Here is a 16,134-nt window from a genome sequence, read left to right on the forward strand (position 1 = left end):
CGCAATGACTCAACGCCTGCGCGAAATCCCGTACAACTACACCTCGTTCTCCGACCGGGAGATCGTCATCCGCCTGCTCGGTACCGAAGCCTGGCAAACCCTCGACGCCCTGCGCAGCGAGCGCGTGACCGGCCGATCCGCGCGGATGCTCTACGAGGTGCTGGGGGATGTATGGGTCGTCCAGCGCAACCCCTACCTGCAGGACGACCTGCTCGCCAACCGCGACCGCCGCGGCGCGCTGATCGAGGCCCTCCGCCACCGCCTCGACGAGGTCGAGAAGCGCCGCCTCGAGGCGAGCGCCGAAGACCCGGAGCGCAGCGCCAAGGTGGCCAGCCTGGTGACGGCGGCCCAGGCTGCGGTGGATCGTTTCAAGGCTTTCTTCGAAGACACTTACGATTTGCGCAAGCGCGTCCAGCATGAGCTGGTGCGCCACACCCGCAAGGACAACATCTGCTTCGACGGCCATGCCCGGGTCTCCCACGTCACCGATGCCACCGACTGGCGCGTCGAGTACCCCTTCGTGGTGCTCTACCCGGACACCGAGGAGGAGATGGCGCCGCTGGTGAAGAGCTGCATCGAGCTCGGCCTGACCATCATCCCGCGCGGGGGCGGCACCGGCTACACCGGCGGCGCCGTGCCGCTGGACGCCCGCTCGGTGGTCATCAACACCGAGAAGCTGATCACCATCGGCCCGGTCGAGGAGGTCGTGCTGCCCGGCCACGATAAACCCTACGCCACCATCCGCACCGGCGCCGGCGTCGTCACCGACCGCGTCTCCGAGGCCGCCTCGGCCGCCGGCCGGGTGTTCGCGGTCGATCCGACCTCGGCCAGCGCCTCGTGCATCGGCGGCAACATCGCGATGAACGCCGGCGGCAAGAAGGCCGTGCTGTGGGGCACCGCCCTCGACAACCTGGCCTGGTGGAAGATGGTCACGCCGGACGGCAACTGGCTGGAGGTCGAGCGCCTCGACCACAACTTCGGCAAGATCCATGAGCAGGAAACCGTGCGTTTCCGCCTCAAGCGCTTCGACGCCAGGGGCTACAAGCCGCTCGGCGAGGAGATCCTCAGCATGCCGGGTGCGGCCTGCCGCAAGGACGGCCTGGGCAAGGACGTCACCGACAAGTTCCTCGGCGGCGTGCCGGGCGTGCAGAAGGAAGGCACCGACGGCCTCATCGTGGCCGCCCGCTGGGTGCTCCACAAGATGCCGCCGGTCACCCGCACGGTGTGCCTCGAATTTTTCGGCCAGGTCCGCGAGGCGGTGCCGGCGATCGTCGAGATCACCGACTACTTCAAGCCGGGCGGCGCCGGGCATGCCGCCGGCGTGCTGCTGGCCGGCCTCGAGCACCTCGACGAGCGCTACGTGAAGGCGGTGGGCTACACCACCAAGGCCAAGCGCCACGGCCGGCCCAAGATGGTGCTGATCGGTGACGTGGTCGGCCACGACGAGACCGCCGTGATGGGCGCCGTCTCCGACGTGGTGCGCATGACCAACACCCGCGGCGCCGAGGGCTTCATCGCCGTCAGCCCCGAGCAGCGCAAGAAGTTCTGGCTCGACCGCTCGCGCACCGCCGCCATCTCGCGCCACACCAACGCCTTCAAGGTGAACGAGGACGTGGTGATCCCGCTGCCGCGGATGGGCGACTACTGCGACGGCATCGAGCGCATCAACATCGAGCTGTCCACCCGGAACAAGCTGGCCTTGTGCGACGCCCTCGGCGAGTTCCTGCAGGGCGAGCTGCCGCTGGATACCGGTGACGCCACCATCTCCCGCGACGAGTTCATCGGCGAGAAGCGCAAGGACGCCCTCGAACTCGTGGCCTCGGTGCGCCGCCGCTGGCAGTGGCTGCTCGACAACCTCGACCTGCCGCTGGCCGAGGCCGAGCCGCAGTTTGCCGACTACGGCGTGCAGGCCGGCGAGCTCTCGAACCGCGCGGCCAACCCGCGGCTGTTCCACCGCCTGCAGGACTACTCTGTCCGCACCTCCTGGAAGACCGAGCTCAAGGTCCGCCTCGACAAGATCTTCGACGGCCAGCTGTTCGGCCCGGTGCGCGACGAGCTTAAAAAGCTGCACAAGCAGGTGCTGCGCGGCCGCGTCTTCGTGGCCCTGCACATGCACGCCGGCGATGGCAACGTGCACACCAACATCCCGGTCAACTCCGACAACTACGAGATGCTGCAGACCGCCAACCAGGCGGTGGACCGCATCATGGCGCTGGCGCGCTCCCTCGACGGGGTGATCTCCGGCGAGCACGGCATCGGCATCACCAAGCTCGACTATCTCACCGACGCCGAGATGGCCAACTACTGGGCCTACAAACAGAAGGTGGACCCGGAAGGCCGCTTCAACCGCGGCAAGCTGATGAAGGGCGGCAACCTCGACAACGCCTACACCCCCAGCTTCAACCTGATGGGCCACGAGTCGCTGATCATGGAGCAGACCGCCATCGGCGAGATCTCCCACGACATCAAGGACTGCCTGCGCTGCGGCAAGTGCAAGCCGGTGTGCTCGACCCACGTGCCCCGCGCCAACCTGCTCTACAGCCCGCGCAACAAGATCCTCAGCACCTCGCTCCTGATCGAGGCGTTCCTGTATGAGGAGCAGACCCGCCGCGGCATCTCGCTGGCCCACTGGGCCGAGTTCGAGGACGTGGCCGACCACTGCACCGTCTGCCACAAGTGCGAGAAGCCCTGCCCGGTGGACATCGACTTCGGCGACGTGTCGATCAAGATGCGCAACCTGCTGCGCGAGCAGGGCAAGAAGTCGTTCAACCCCGGCAAGGCCGCGGCGATGGCCTTCCTGACCGCCAAGGACCCGGCCACCATCAAGCTGATCCGCGGCGGCATGATCGGCCTCGGCTACAAGGCGCAGCGCCTCGGCCACCGCATCGGCCGCAGCCTCGGCCTGATCCAGGACCAGGTCCAGCACCCGCCGGCAACCCTCGGCAAGGCGCCGATCAAGGCCCAGGTGATCCACTTCATCAACAAGCCGATGCCGGCCGGGCTGCCGGCGCGCACCTCCCGCGCGCTGCTCGACATCGAGGACGACACCATCGTCCCGGTGATCCGCAACCCGCAGGTCAAGCGCGACGAATCCGAGGCGGTGTTCTACTTCCCGGGCTGCGGCTCCGAGCGCCTGTTCAGCCAGGTCGGCCTGGCCACCCAGGCCATGCTCTATCAGGTGGGCGCCACCACCGTGCTGCCGCCGGGCTACCTGTGCTGCGGTTACCCGCAGACCGCCGCGGGCGAAGAAGACGCCGGCCAGAAGATCACCACCGACAACCGGGTGCTCTTCCATCGGGTCGCCAACACCCTCAACTACCTCGACATCAAGACGGTGATCGTCTCCTGCGGCACCTGCATGGACCAGCTGCAGAAGTACCAGTTCGAGAAGATCTTCCCCGGCTGCCGGCTCCTCGACATCCACGAATACCTGATGGAGAAGGGCCTCAAGCTGGAGGGCATCACCGGCACCCGTTACATGTACCACGAGCCCTGCCATACCCCGATGAAGGTTCATTCGGGCATCAAGGTGGCCAACGAGCTGATGGGCACGCGGGTCGATCTCTCCGACCGCTGCTGCGGCGAGTCGGGCACCCTGGCGGTGTCGCGCCCCGACATCTCGACCCAGGTGCGCTTCCGCAAGCAGGAGGAGATCGAGAAGGGCGCCGAAAAGCTGCGTGGCGCCGACGCGGCCACCCCGGTCAAGATCCTCACCTCCTGCCCGAGCTGCCTGCAGGGCCTGTCCCGCTACAGCGGCGACGCCGGCGGCGTCGATGCCGACTACATCGTCGTCGAGATGGCCAAGCACATCCTCGGCGAGAACTGGATGGTCGACTACGTGGCCAAGGCCAACAACGGCGGCATCGAGCGCGTGCTGCTGTAAGCCGCCTGCCGTTCGCCACAGATCGGGGCCCGCGCAAGCGGGCCTCGTCGCATGGGGCGCCGGAAGGGCCGATTCCTCGTCAAACTGCCCATCCTGGCCATGCGTGCCGCCGCGGCTCGAAAAGGCTTCGTGCTATCCTGCTTCCCCCGTTTTTCCGCGCGTGGGTGGCCACGGGCGTCCGAAGATGAGTGAAGACCAGAACACCGCCCTGCTGCAGGAAACCCCGGTGGAAGCTCCCAAGCCGGCGCGTCGCCGCGCACCCCGCAAGAAGGCCGAGCCCGCGCCGGCGCCCGAGCTGATGCCGGCCGCCGAAGCGGCCGCACCCGCCGCCACCGAGGCGCCGCCGAAGCCCGCCAAGCCCAAGCGCGCGCCGCGCAAGCCGAAGGCCAAGGCGGTCGATGTGGCGCCGGAGCCCGCCGCAGCCGAGATCCCGGTGACGGCCGATCTGTTCGCCGCGCCGCCCGTTGCCGTGGCCGAGCTGGCGCCCGTCGCCGCCATCGAGCCGGAGCCGGCGTCGCCCGTACCCGACGTCTCCGTGCCGCCGGTTGCCGAGGCCGTGGTCGAGCCCGCTGTCGCGGCGGCCGACGAGGCCCCTCCGGCCGGCGCCCCCGAGGCGGAGGTCAAGGCCGAGGCCACCCGGCGCAAGCGCCGCCGTCGCCGCGGCCGCACCGAGCGCCCCGCCAGCGGCGAGACCGCCAGGGGAGACGACCCCGCCGCCGACACCCCCGTCACGCCGCCATCCGCCGAACCCGAGCCGGCGGAGGCCGTCGCCGGGCTGCCGGTGGTCGAGCCCGTGGCTGAGCCGCTTGCACTGGCGGAGGCCGCTGAAACGGCCGAAGCCCCCGTCGAGCCGGCTCCGCTGTCGCCCCTCACGGTGGTCAGCCTCGGCCTCGACACGCCTCCGGCGCTCTCCGCCGAGGCCTTGGCCGCGCTGAAGGGCGCGCAGCGGGTGCTCGGCAGCGCCGACGCCCTCGACCGCCTCGCCGCTTTCGGGCTGGAGGTGCCCCAGACCCTGTGCGCGCCCGAGTCCGTCCACCTCGACCTGCGCCGCGTCGGCCATGCCGGCAGCGTGCTGGCGGTGGTCGGCGACGCGGTCGGCGACGGTCCGGCCGCCGAGCTGCTGGCCGAGCTGGGGCCCGGCGAGGTGCGGGTGCTGCCCGGCGTCGGCCGCGTCCAGGCGGCCTGCGCGGCGCTGGGGCTGTCGCCCGACATCGTCTCGGTGGTGGATCTGCGCCGTGCACCGCTGGCGGCCCTGCGGGGCCAGCTGCGGGCCCATCGCCTGTTCGCGGTGCCGCTGGCCGATGCCGCCGCTCCGGTGGCGGTGGCGCGGCTGCTGGTGGAGTCCGGTTTTTCCGCCGCCCGCGTGTGGGTCTGCGAGTTTGCCGGCGGGCAGGTGCAGGCCCGCGCCTGGCTGGCCACCGAACTCGCCGAGCTGCGCGAGAGCTTCGAGCCGCGGGCGGTGTTGATCCTTGCCACTGGCCCGTCGGCGGGCCTGTTTGCCGAACTGCCGGGCATCTCCGCGGACACCCTGGGTGATGCGGCCCACGCCGCGCTGCCGCTGGCGGCGCGCCTGCTGGCGCTGGCCTGGCTGCAGCCCGCGGCCTGGGAAACCGGCTGGGCGATCTCCGACGGCGAGGCCAGCCTGGCGCTCGAATGGGCGCGGGCGGTGCCGACGGCGCGGTTGCGCGCGGTGGGCGTCGACCCCAGCTTGCTGGGGGTTGCGATGGCGCGCGCCGGCGTCGGCGAGAACCTGGCGGCGATCCCCGCCGCCTCGCCGCTGCGCTGCCGCGAGTGGCCGGCGCCCGAGGCCGTCTTCGTGCGCGGCGGAGTGGGCCTGTCCGACTGGCTGGCGGCGGCCTGGGCGCGGCTGGCACCGGGCGGCCGCCTGGTGGCCACGGCCGAGGACGACCATGCCCGGGCCGAGCTCCTGGCCTTCTCGGCGGAGGTGCCGGCGGAGGCCTGGCAGGAGCTGTCCCTGTCCACCGGCGAGACGGTGGCGGGGCGCCTGCGTTTCGCACCGGCCGCGCCGGTGCGTCTCGCCCTGTGGCGCAAGCCGCGCTGAATTCCTGGAGAGTGTCGACGTGCTTGATTCGAACTGCCCCCCCGAACGTGCTCCGGCACGGCCGGGATGGGTCTATCTGGTGGGTGCCGGCCCGGGCGATGCCGAGCTGCTGACCGTGCGGGCCCTGCGCCTGCTCGGTGCGGCCGACGTGCTGGTGTATGACAATCTGGTCAGCCAGAGCGTCCTCGCGTGTGTGCCCGACGGTGTGGAGCGCATCTACGTGGGCAAGAAGGCGTCCCAGCACGCCCTGCCCCAGGGCCAGATCAACCAGCTGCTGGTCGACCTGGCCCGCCAGGGCCGCAAGGTGGTGCGCCTGAAGGGCGGCGATCCGTACATCTTCGGGCGTGGCGGCGAAGAGGTCGAAGAACTGGTGAATGCCGGAGTGCCCTTCGAGGTGGTCCCGGGCATCACCGCAGCGTCGGGCATCAGCGCCTACGCGGGGATTCCGCTGACCCACCGGGATTTCGCCCAGGCCTGCGTCTTCGTCACCGGCCACCTGCAGGACGGCAGCGTGGGCCTCGACTGGGACATGCTCGCCCGCCCGCGCCAGACCCTTGTTTTCTACATGGGCATCACCCAGTTGCCGGCGATCTGCGACCAGCTGGTCGCCCACGGCCTGCCGGCCAGCACGCCGGCCGCGGTGGTGCGGCGGGGCACCCAGAGCGCGCAGAAGGTGGTCACCTCCGACCTCGGCCACCTCGCCGAGGCGGTCAAGGCGGCGGGCATCGTGCCGCCGGCGCTGACCATCGTCGGCGATGTGGTCGGCCTGCAGGCGCGCCTCGCCTGGTTCCAGCCGGAGGAGGCGTCATGAGCGCGCCGATGTGTCCGGCGCTGTTCGTCGCGGCGCCGGCCTCGGGTCAGGGCAAGACGACGGTCACCGCGGCGCTGGCCCGGCTGCACCGGCGCCAGGGGCGGCAGGTGCGGGTGTTCAAGTGCGGGCCGGACTTTCTCGATCCGCAGATCCACGCGGTGGCCAGCGGCGCGCCCGTTTACAACCTCGACCTGGGCATGTGCGGCGAGGCCGATGCCGCCTGGCGCCTCCACGAGGCGGCCGGCGAGGCCGACCTGATCCTCGTCGAGGGGGTGATGGGGCTGTTCGACGGCCAGCCTTCGGGCGCCGACATCGCCCGCCGCTTCGGCATCCCGGTGATGGCGGTGATCGATGCCAAGGCCATGGCCCAGACCTTCGGCGCCATCGTGCATGGCCTCGCCACCTGGCAGCCGGATTTGCCGTTCTCGGGGGTGCTCGCCAACCACGTGGGCAGCGAGGGCCACGCCCGGCTGCTGCAGGACAGCCTGGGGCCGGGCATCGTCTGGTACGGGGCGCTGCCGCGGGACGAGGGGGCTGCCTTGCCGGAGCGCCATCTGGGCATCCTGCAGGCGGCCGAGATCGCCGACCTCGACGCGCGTCTCGACCTGCTCGCTGACCACCTCGCCCGCACCGGCGCCGCCGATCTGCCGCCGCCGGTGGCGTTCCCGGCCGCGCCGCTGCCGCCGATCGAGCCGCGGCTGGCCGGGCGGCGGGTGGCCATCGCCCGCGACGCCGCCTTCGGCTTCATCTACCCGGCCAATCTGGATGTGCTGGAGGCGCTGGGGGCCGAGCTGGCGTTCTTCTCGCCGCTGGCCGACGAGGCGCCGCCGGATTGCGACGCCCTGTGGCTGCCGGGGGGCTATCCGGAGCTGCACGCGGCCCGGCTGGCGTCAAACCCGCACTGGCTGGCCGGCCTGCGCGCCCACGCGGCGGCGGGCAAACCGCTGCTCGCCGAATGCGGTGGCATGATGAGCCTCTTCGAGACGCTCACCGACAAGGAAGGGGTCTGCCACCCGGGCGCCGCCCTGCTGCCGGGCCATACCCACATGCAGGCTCGTCTGGCGGCGCTGGGCACCCAGGTGGTCGAGCTGCCGGAAGGCCGGTTCGCCGGGCATACCTTCCATTACTCTAAGAGCGAGACGCCCCTGCAGCCCCTGGTCCGCGCCACGTCGCTCAGCGGGCGGGCGGGCGAGGCGGTGTATCGGCACGGCGGGACGACCGCCTCCTACGTGCATTTCTATTTTCCGTCGAACCCGGCGGCGACGGCGGTGCTGTTCGGCGCCGTGGCCTGAGCCTGGAGCGGGGCGCTGGCGGGCCGCGGGGCCCTGCCGGCCCGCCGTCAGTGCCCCTTCAGCGCGTAGATGCCCGGCGCGTTGCGCCAGTAGCCCTTGTAGTCCATGCCGCCGCCGAACAGGAAGCGGTCGGCCACGTCGAGCCCGGTGAAGTCGGCGCGCATGCCGGGGTAGGCCTTGCGCTCGTGCACCTTGTGCACCAGCACCGCCGAGACGACCTCCCGGGCGCCTTCGCCCTTCAGGTAGTCGATGATCGCGGCGAGGGTGTGGCCTTCGTCGAGGATGTCGTCGAGCACCAGCACGGTGCGCCCGCGCAGGTCTTGCGTGGGGCGCACGCGCCAGTCGAGGAGGGTGCCCTCCAGGGCGTGGCCGTAGCGCGTGGCGTGGAGATAGGCCAGCTCGAGGGGGAAGGGCAGGCGCGGCAGCAGCCGTCCGGCCAGCACCAGGCCGCCGTTCATGACCGCGTAGATCAGCGGGTTCCGGTCGTGCAGCCGCGCGGTGATGTCGGAGGCGAGGCGGTCGAGGGCCTGATCGACGGCTTCGGCGCTGCACAGGCAGTCGGCCTCGTCGCGGACCCGGCGGATTTCGTCGAGATCGACGGTCATGGGCATCGGCTTGGGATTCGGGAGGTTCAGGAAACCAGTTTCTGGACGCGCCGGAACATCTGCCAGCCCAGCCAGCCGCGGCGGGCCCAGCGCAGGGCCGCCCGCGGGCGCACCACCAGCATGAAGACGGCGACGCCGGACAGGATCGGGGCGTTGTTCCGCGCCCAGCGCACGCCGTCGGCGAGGCGGTCGATGCCCTGGAACACCGGCGAGAGGCCCCGTGCGTGATGGACGATGGCCTCCCGCTGTTCGGCGCTGCGGCGTTGCAGGCTCTGCTTGCGCAGGGCGAGCTGGACGAGTTCGGGGCTCATTCCTTGGGACGCAGGGTTTCGCGGTCCTGGGCGATCTCGGCCAGGCTGGCGGCGAACAGCCGCGACCCGGCGCGCAGGCGGGTCGCCGCGCGGGTACCGGCCCAGATGCCGGCGGCCAGCAACACGGTGGTGGCCAGGCCCAGGGCGAGCAGCCGGTGGCTGTCCCAGAACAGCACGGTGAGGAAGACCAGCAGGAACACCATGCCGAAGCCGATGAAGAGCGCGGCCAGGACGGTGTCGAAGAGGAAGCCGCCGGCGCGCAGCTTTTCCTCCTTGAGCTCCACGGCAAACAGCTCGAGCCGCGTCTGGAGCGTGGCGAGGCCGGAATCGGCGAGCCCCCGCAGGGACTCGCCGAGGCGCGTGGGCGCGGGATCGCTCATGCGGCGTTCAGCGGCGGTTGACCAGCAGGCCCAGCAGGAAGCCGACGCCGGCGGCGATGCCGACGGACTTCCAGGGGTTGTCGTGGACGTAGTCGTCGGTGGCGCGGGCGGCGGCCTTGGTCTTCTCGACGACGGCGGCTTCGAGGTCCTGCAGCTTGTACTTGGCGGCGGTGAGCTTGTCGTTCAGGCGCACGCGCACGTCGGCCACCTTGTCGCCGGCCTGCCCGGCGGTGAGCTTCAGGAGCTCCTCGGTGTCGGCAACGACGGCCTTGAAGTCGGAAACGAGCTTGTCCTTCGTAACTTGGGTGTCGTTCATGGTTTTCTCCAGGGTGATGACCAGGTAATGGGGATGCGGATGCCGGGCGGGACGCGACGAGTCGCCACGTGTTCTGATGCCAAGGCTAATCCCAATCGTTTCCGAAGGCAATTCATGCCGGATGACGCGGGGCGCGGACCCGGCTGCCGGGCGGGCAGGGGACACCGGCGTGGTGCTTTCAAATCCGCGCCTGCCCGACTATCATGGGAACCCAATATGGGTTTTCGAGTGTGTTGTCAGGGCTGCCAGGGATGATCGTAATCCACCGTGAGGGGCGCATGGTCGCTGAAGCGCTGGTCTTTGTAGACCGCGCTGCGCGTGGCGCGGGTGCCCAGTTCGGGGGTGGCGATCTGGTAGTCGAGGCGCCAGCCGACGTTCTTGGCCCAGGCCTGGCCGCGGTTCGACCACCAAGTGTAGCAGGCGTCGGTGGCATCGGGATGGAGCCGGCGGTAGGTGTCGATCCAGCCTTGTTCGTCGAAGAGGCGGGACATCCACTGGCGCTCTTCCGGAAGGAAGCCGGAGTTCTTCTGGTTGGATTTCCAGTTCTTGAGGTCGAGTTCCCGGTGGGCGATGTTCCAGTCGCCGCACACGATCACGTGGCGGCCGCTGGCGCGAAGTGCGGCCATGCGGGGCAGGAAGAGGTCCATGAAGCGGAACTTGGCGGCCTGGCGTTCCTCTGAGCTGGAGCCGGAAGGGAGGTACAGGGAGACGACGGAGAGGTCGCCGAAGTCGGCCTGCAGGTAGCGGCCTTCGGCATCGAATTCCGCATTTCCGATACCTTCGACGATGGCGTCAGGCGTGTTTCGGGTATAAATTCCGACCCCGCTGTAGCCTTTTTTCTCGGCGCAATGAAAGTATCCATTGAACTCACCTGGCCTCAGCATCTCTGACGTAAGGTCCGGAAGCTGGGCCTTGAGTTCCTGAACGCAGACCACATCGGCATCCTGATTGTTGAGCCAGGACAGGAAGCCTTTCACGCTCGCGGAGCGGATTCCGTTGAGGTTGGCAGTAACGACGCGTAACATTTTGTTTAACCTGGTCCGGATTTTGGAATTAACGTGAATTTTAGCCGTGATTTTATCGAGCTCGCCTGCGACAAGGGCGTGCTCCGGTTCGGGGAGTTCGTCACCAAGGCTGGGCGACTGTCTCCTTATTTCTTCAATGCGGGCCTGTTCAACGACGGCGCGTCCTTCGGCCGCCTGTGCGATTTTTACGCGCGCACCCTGCTCGCCGCCGACCTGCCCTGCGACATGCTGTTCGGGCCGGCCTACAAGGGCATCCCGCTGGTCGCCGGCACGGCGATGCGGCTGGCCGAGCACGGCCACAACCTGCCGTTCTGCTTCAATCGCAAGGAAGCCAAGGATCACGGCGAGGGCGGCACCCTGGTGGGCGCGCCGCTGGCTGGCCGGGTGGCGATCCTCGACGACGTGATCTCCGCCGGCACCTCCGTGCGTGAATCCGTCGAGATCATCCGCGCCCATGGCGCCACGCCGTCGGCGGTGGTGATCGCCCTCGATCGCATGGAGCGCGGCACGGGCAGCCTGTCGGCGGTCCAGGAGGTCGGGCAGACCTACGGCATTCCGGTGCTCGCGGTGGCCACGCTCAAGGATCTCATCGCTTATCTCCACGACAGTCCGGCCCTCGCGGCCAACCTGGACGCCGTCCAGCGTTACCGCGAAACCTACGGCGTGTCCGCGGACGCCTGATCCGATGCGGCGAGGTGTCCTGCTCTGCGCGCTCTGGATGGTTCTCCCGGCGGGCGCCCAGACGCCCCCCAAGGGTACCGTCTTCTGCTGCACCGACAACGGCCACCAGGTCTGCGGCGACGTGCTGCCGCTCCAGTGCTACGGCAAGGGCTACCGTGAGGTCAGTCCGCAGGGCACGGTGCGGCGTCTCGTCGAGGCGCCGCTGACGCCCGAACAGCTGGCCCGCCGCGAGGCCGAGGAGCGCGCGCGCCGGGCCGAGATCGCCAGCCGGCGCGCCGAGCTGCGCCGCAACCAGTCCCTGCTCGAGACCTACTCCAGCGTCGCCGACATCGAGACCCGGCGCGACCGGGCGATCGAGGCGGTGGCGACCGAGCTCAAGCAGGCGGAGGCCCGCCGCGCGCTGATGCTCAAGAAGCGCGAAGGCCTCAACCGCGAGGCGGAGTTCTACCAGAAGCGCCAGATGCCCCCGGCGCTGGCGGCCGCCCTGCGCGAATCCGACAGCGAGCTCAACGCCCAGGGCCTGCTGGTCGAAGCCAAGCGCCGCGACATCGAGGCGATCCGCAGCCGCTACGAGCAGGATCGCACCCGCTACATCATGCTCACCGACCCGCGTCCGGCGGCCGGGGCGCCCCACTGAGCGCCGCTGCGGCCTCTTCCTCCGCTGGCTCCATCGCGTCTTTCCGTTCCCTGCGTTGCCTTTTCCGGCTCTCGTCCAGGGGGGCGCCGACCCCGCTTTCACAATTGCTCAAATTAAAAAAGGTGACGTTAGTATTTTAGGCGGGGGATTCCTATTACCCTTATGGCTTCGGGCTTTCAGGCGACAACGCCGCATATTCCAGGCCGGCTCGTGCAGCAATTTCTGACATCTGCATCGATGCCAATCGATCTGGAATGAAAACATGAGTGTCGTTTGACCCGCATGGAAGGCCACGGAGCGATAGGTTTAATGGGCGCCGATTTGGTGCGTGCTAAACTTCAGGTTGCGTACTCACACCAGTGCCCGGCATCGGGATTGACGCATCCGGCCGTGATCGCGATTCACCTGCGGCCCGGGCACACTTTGAATAAATCATGCTTCGATACAAGATCATTCCTGTTACTCCCTTCGAACAGAACTGTTCGGTGCTGTGGTGCGACGCGACGCGCAAGGCCGCGGTCGTGGACCCGGGCGGGGATGTGGACCGGATTCTCGAGGGTGTCGCGCAGCTGGGCGTCAGCGTCGAGAAGATCCTGCTGACCCACGGGCATATCGATCACGCAGGTGGCACCGCGGCGCTGGCGCGCCAGCTGTCGGTGCCGATCGAAGGCCCGGAGCGGGAAGACAGCTTCTGGATCGAGGCCTTGCCGCAGCAGAGCAAGATGTTCGGTTTTCCGCAGTTGGAGGCCTTCACGCCCGACCGCTGGCTGGTCGATGGCGACGTGGTCGACATCGGGCAGGAGAAGCTGGATGTCCTGCATTGTCCGGGGCATACGCCCGGGCATGTGGTGTTTTTCAGTGCCGCCGCGCGCCTGGCGGTGGTAGGGGACGTGCTTTTTGCCGGTTCGATTGGCCGTACCGATTTCCCGCGTGGCAATCATGCCATGCTCGTGAATTCTATTCGTCATAAGCTCTGGCCGCTGGGGAAGGATGTTGCCTTCATTCCCGGCCATGGACCGATGTCGGATTTCGGTGAGGAACGTGAAAGCAATCCCTACGTGGGGGACTTCGCATGACGGGCGGGAAATCCGCACTCATCGATGTCGTGAATTGGCGAGCTTAATTTCTTGAAAAAAAGGTAGGTCAGCGTGCGATTCGCTATTCTCGAAGACGATCCGGCCCAGATGGAAGTATTGACAGGCTGGCTGAGGGAAGCCGGACACGACGTGCACGGTTTCGGGCTGGCTCGCGAACTCATGCGGGTGGCGAGCCGTGAAAGCTTCGATCTGTTTCTGGTGGATTGGGTCCTGCCGGATCTGACCGGTGAACAGGTGCTGCGCTGGCTGCGGGTGGAACGCGGCAACGACACCCCGGCGATCTTCATCACCTCGCGGGATGCGGAGGAGGATATCGCCAACGCCTTCAGCGCCGGTGCCGACGATTATCTGGTCAAGCCGCCGCGCCGCATCGAACTGCTGTCGCGCATCGAGGCCGTGATGCGCCGCTCGCAACCGCGCAATGCCAACCAGACCCTGGTGGTGGCGCCCTATCATTTCGACCTGGCCCGCAAGGTGCTGACCGTCGACGGCTCGGTCGTCGAGATGACCGACAAGGAGTTCGAGCTGGCGGCCTTCCTGTTCCGCAACCTGGGCCGGCTGTTGTCCCGCGGCCACCTGCTGGAAGCCGTGTGGGGGCGCAACCCCGACCTCGCCACTCGGACGGTCGACACCCACATCAGCCGTGTCCGCAGCAAGCTCAACCTGCGTCCGGAAAACGGTTTCCGGCTGACCCCGACTTACAATTTCGGCTATCGGCTCGAAAGAATAGATCCGACCGAGGCGACGACCCTCGGCGCCGAGGTGGTTTCACAGGGTTGAGTCATCGAGGGGCCCGTTTCATGAGGCCCCTCCAATTGCGCCTTATTTTTTCAGGGCGTCGCGGATTTCCCGCAGCAGCTTGATGTCTTCCGGATCGACCGGGGCTGCAGGTTCCGGTGCCGGCTCGTTGCGCTTCAGCTTGTTCATTGCCTTGATGGCCACGAAGATGGCCATCGCGACGATCAGGAAATCGATGATCGAATTGATGAACACGCCATATTTGAACAGCGGCGCGCCGGCCTTTTCGGCGGCTTCCATCGTCTCGAAGGTCTTGTCGCCGAGGTTGATGTAGAGGTGCTTGAAATCCACCCCGCCGAGCAGCTTGCCGAGGACCGGCATCAGCATGTCCTTGACCAGGGAGTCGACGATTTTCTGGAATGCGCCGCCGATGATGACGCCGACCGCCAGGTCGACGACATTGCCTTTCATGGCGAATTCCTTGAATTCCTGGATGAAGCTCATGGATGACTCCTTTTCAAAAGTGAGGGAAAAGCTTGAGGGGCGCGCCGGGCGGAAGCCCGACGACCGTGTCGACCATGATAAGGGGCGCATTACGGGAGCAAGCGGCGTATTTAGCATGGGCATCCCGTCTTATGGACGAATTTGCTAAGTTTTGCACCTTGCCCCGTCTCCCAATCTAATATAGTTGGCCGAATCAGACCAAAGGTAATGTCCGTGGCCCGTCCTTTTTCTTGCATGCTGAGCGGCCTTGTCGTGCTGACGGCGGCCACCGGCGCTGGTGCCGCTGATGTCGATCTCATTTATTCGACCCGCGCCGGCGACACCCTGATCGGGCTGGAGAAGCGTTTTCTGGCCCCCCCTTTCGGCTGGCAGGGCCTGCAGTCCCATAACCGCATTCCGAATCCTGCGCACCTGCAGGTCGGGTCCCAATTGCGCATTCCCGAAGGCTGGTTGCGTGTCGAGCGGCGCAGCGCCCGCGTGCTGGCCGTGCAGGGTGACGCCACCTCTGGCGGGCGGCCGCTCGCCGTCGGCGAGACCCTGGAGGGGGGCGCCGAGCTGCGTACCGGCGAGGGGGCGTTCGTCACCCTGCTGATGCCGGACGAGTCGCGCCTGACCCTGCAGCCGGGCAGCGTGGTGCGCCTGGACAAGGTGCAGGGGTTCCGCGGCTTCGACGGCCAGGACACCCGCGTCTATCTCGAGCGGGGCCGCGTCGAGACGAGCGTGATGGCCCAGCGCGGCCCGGCCGCGCGTTACCAGATCCGCACGCCGACGGCGGTGGTGGGGGTGCGTGGCACCGCCTTCCGGGTCGGCTCGGATCTGGCCGCCGGGAGTGCCCAGACCGAGGTGACCGGCGGCGAGGTGCGCATGAGCGCCAGCGGCGCGGGGCCGGCAACGGCACTGCCGGCCGGTTTCGGGGTGGTCGCGAAGGCCGGTGCGCCCTTGCCGCCGCTGCGCCCGCTGCTGCGGGCACCGGCGCTCGGCGGGGTGCCGGCGGTGCTGGAGCGGGTCGCGCTGCAGTTTGCGTTTGCCCCGGTCGATGGGGCCGTGCGCTACCGGGCCCAGGTGGCCCGCGATGAGGCGTTCAATGACGTGGTGATGGACGGCCTGTTCGAGGCATCGCCGGCGCGCTTCGCCGGGCTGCCCGACGGTGATTACTGGCTGCGGGTGCGCGCCATCGACGAGGCCGGCCTGGAAGGTTACGACGTGGCCCGCCCCTTTGCGCTGCGGGCCCGGCCGGTGCCGCCGCAACCCGATGTTCCCGCTGCCGCGACCCTGAGCTGGCAGCCGGTGCCGGAGGCCGCCGGCTACCGCGTGCAGGTGAGCCGCGACGCGGCCTTCAAGGATCTGCTCATCGAACGGGACAGCCCGGCGACGTCCGTCGATACGGGCCTGCCGCCGGGGGCGTATTTCTGGCGCGTCGCCAGCCTGCGCGGCAACGGCCAGCCGGGTCCGTGGGGTGACGCCCGGGCCGTCGCCGTGCGGCGGGTGCCGGGGCCGGTGGCGCTGGAGGTCTACAACAGCCGCCTGCGCTTCGCCTGGCCCGCCGAGCCGGGAGGCCGCATCTACGAGTTCCAGCTGGCCCGCGACCCGGCCTTCGGCGAGCTGCTGGTCGACCAGCGAATCGGCGAGCCGGCGGTGACGGTTCCCGCGCTGCCGGGTGGTTCCTACGCGTTGCGGGTGCGTGCCGTCGATGCGGACGGTACGGTCAGCCCGTGGTCCGCCGTACAGACGCTGTCCAGCCATCTCGTGCTGCCCTGGCGCCTGTCGGCGCCGCCCAAGCCGGGTCAGTGAG

The 16,134-nt window shown here is 68.7% G+C and carries 15 protein-coding genes; 9 read left to right on the forward strand and 6 right to left on the reverse strand.

Annotation, left to right across the window (positions count from 1 at the left end; all coding sequences use genetic code 11):
- Window positions 1-4 precede the first annotated feature (4 nt).
- The 4 genes from ACE3OU_RS03625 (at window position 5) to ACE3OU_RS03640 (ending at window position 8,048) form a co-directional block, all read left to right on the forward strand.
- Window positions 5-3,883, forward strand: coding sequence for a DUF3683 domain-containing protein (locus tag ACE3OU_RS03625; RefSeq protein ID WP_374240176.1), 3,879 nt, complete (start codon window positions 5-7; stop codon window positions 3,881-3,883).
- Window positions 3,884-4,067: 184 nt separating this feature from the next.
- Window positions 4,068-5,945 carry an SAM-dependent methyltransferase gene (locus ACE3OU_RS03630; protein WP_374240177.1) on the forward strand — a complete coding sequence of 626 codons (1,878 nt, stop codon included), beginning with the start codon at window positions 4,068-4,070 and terminating at the stop codon, window positions 5,943-5,945.
- A 19-nt stretch (window positions 5,946-5,964) separates the two neighbouring features.
- Window positions 5,965-6,756: a uroporphyrinogen-III C-methyltransferase gene (gene cobA, locus ACE3OU_RS03635; protein WP_374240178.1), complete on the forward strand. Its 792-nt coding sequence runs from the start codon at window positions 5,965-5,967 to the stop codon at window positions 6,754-6,756.
- Window positions 6,753-8,048, forward strand: coding sequence for a cobyrinate a,c-diamide synthase (locus ACE3OU_RS03640; RefSeq protein ID WP_374240179.1), 1,296 nt, complete (start codon window positions 6,753-6,755; stop codon window positions 8,046-8,048). Before cobA ends, ACE3OU_RS03640 begins: the two co-directional genes overlap by 4 nt.
- 47 nt (window positions 8,049-8,095) lie before the next feature.
- On the opposite strand, the gene ACE3OU_RS03645 is transcribed toward ACE3OU_RS03640, so the two are convergent.
- From ACE3OU_RS03645 to ACE3OU_RS03665, 5 genes are all read right to left on the reverse strand, one after another.
- The gene (locus tag ACE3OU_RS03645; protein WP_374240180.1) at window positions 8,096-8,653 is read right to left on the reverse strand and encodes a hypoxanthine-guanine phosphoribosyltransferase; all 558 of its coding nucleotides are present in this window, start codon (window positions 8,651-8,653) and stop codon (window positions 8,096-8,098) included.
- A 26-nt stretch (window positions 8,654-8,679) separates the two neighbouring features.
- Window positions 8,680-8,964, reverse strand: a complete 285-nt coding sequence (locus tag ACE3OU_RS03650; protein ID WP_374240181.1) for a YqjK-like family protein — start codon at window positions 8,962-8,964, stop codon at window positions 8,680-8,682.
- Window positions 8,961-9,344, reverse strand: a complete 384-nt coding sequence (locus ACE3OU_RS03655; RefSeq protein ID WP_374240182.1) for a phage holin family protein — start codon at window positions 9,342-9,344, stop codon at window positions 8,961-8,963. Before ACE3OU_RS03655 ends, ACE3OU_RS03650 begins: the two co-directional genes overlap by 4 nt.
- Before the next feature lie 7 nt (window positions 9,345-9,351).
- Window positions 9,352-9,660, reverse strand: a complete 309-nt coding sequence (locus ACE3OU_RS03660; protein WP_374240183.1) for a YqjD family protein — start codon at window positions 9,658-9,660, stop codon at window positions 9,352-9,354.
- Window positions 9,661-9,896: 236 nt separating this feature from the next.
- A complete protein-coding gene (locus ACE3OU_RS03665) occupies window positions 9,897-10,685 on the reverse strand; it encodes an exodeoxyribonuclease III (RefSeq protein ID WP_374240184.1) in 789 nt (262 codons plus the stop codon).
- Between the two features lie 33 nt (window positions 10,686-10,718).
- On the opposite strand from ACE3OU_RS03665, the gene pyrE reads away from it, so the two are divergent.
- The 4 genes from pyrE to ACE3OU_RS03685 all read left to right on the forward strand — a co-directional run bounded on the left by pyrE (window position 10,719) and on the right by ACE3OU_RS03685 (window position 13,880).
- Entirely contained in the window at window positions 10,719-11,366 is a 648-nt protein-coding gene (gene pyrE / locus ACE3OU_RS03670; protein WP_374240185.1) for an orotate phosphoribosyltransferase, read from the forward strand.
- 37 nt (window positions 11,367-11,403) lie between these two features.
- The gene (locus ACE3OU_RS03675) at window positions 11,404-12,003 is read left to right on the forward strand and encodes a hypothetical protein (protein WP_374240186.1); all 600 of its coding nucleotides are present in this window, start codon (window positions 11,404-11,406) and stop codon (window positions 12,001-12,003) included.
- A gap of 434 nt (window positions 12,004-12,437) precedes the next feature.
- Complete coding sequence (locus tag ACE3OU_RS03680) at window positions 12,438-13,079, forward strand: MBL fold metallo-hydrolase (protein WP_374240187.1); 642 nt, start codon at window positions 12,438-12,440, stop codon at window positions 13,077-13,079.
- A gap of 72 nt (window positions 13,080-13,151) precedes the next feature.
- A complete protein-coding gene (locus tag ACE3OU_RS03685) occupies window positions 13,152-13,880 on the forward strand; it encodes a response regulator transcription factor (protein ID WP_374240188.1) in 729 nt (242 codons plus the stop codon).
- A gap of 42 nt (window positions 13,881-13,922) precedes the next feature.
- Here the strand turns inward: ACE3OU_RS03685 and mscL are convergent, their stop codons facing one another.
- Window positions 13,923-14,342 (reverse strand): large conductance mechanosensitive channel protein MscL, encoded by a 420-nt coding sequence (gene mscL, locus ACE3OU_RS03690; protein ID WP_374240189.1) that lies wholly within the window; start codon window positions 14,340-14,342, stop codon window positions 13,923-13,925.
- A 234-nt stretch (window positions 14,343-14,576) separates the two neighbouring features.
- On the opposite strand from mscL, the gene ACE3OU_RS03695 reads away from it, so the two are divergent.
- Complete coding sequence (locus ACE3OU_RS03695) at window positions 14,577-16,133, forward strand: FecR domain-containing protein (RefSeq protein ID WP_374240190.1); 1,557 nt, start codon at window positions 14,577-14,579, stop codon at window positions 16,131-16,133.
- Window position 16,134: the final 1 nt, after the last annotated feature.

The sequence above is a fragment of the Zoogloea sp. genome (genome assembly GCF_041908905.1).
Taxonomy (GTDB): domain Bacteria; phylum Pseudomonadota; class Gammaproteobacteria; order Burkholderiales; family Rhodocyclaceae; genus Zoogloea.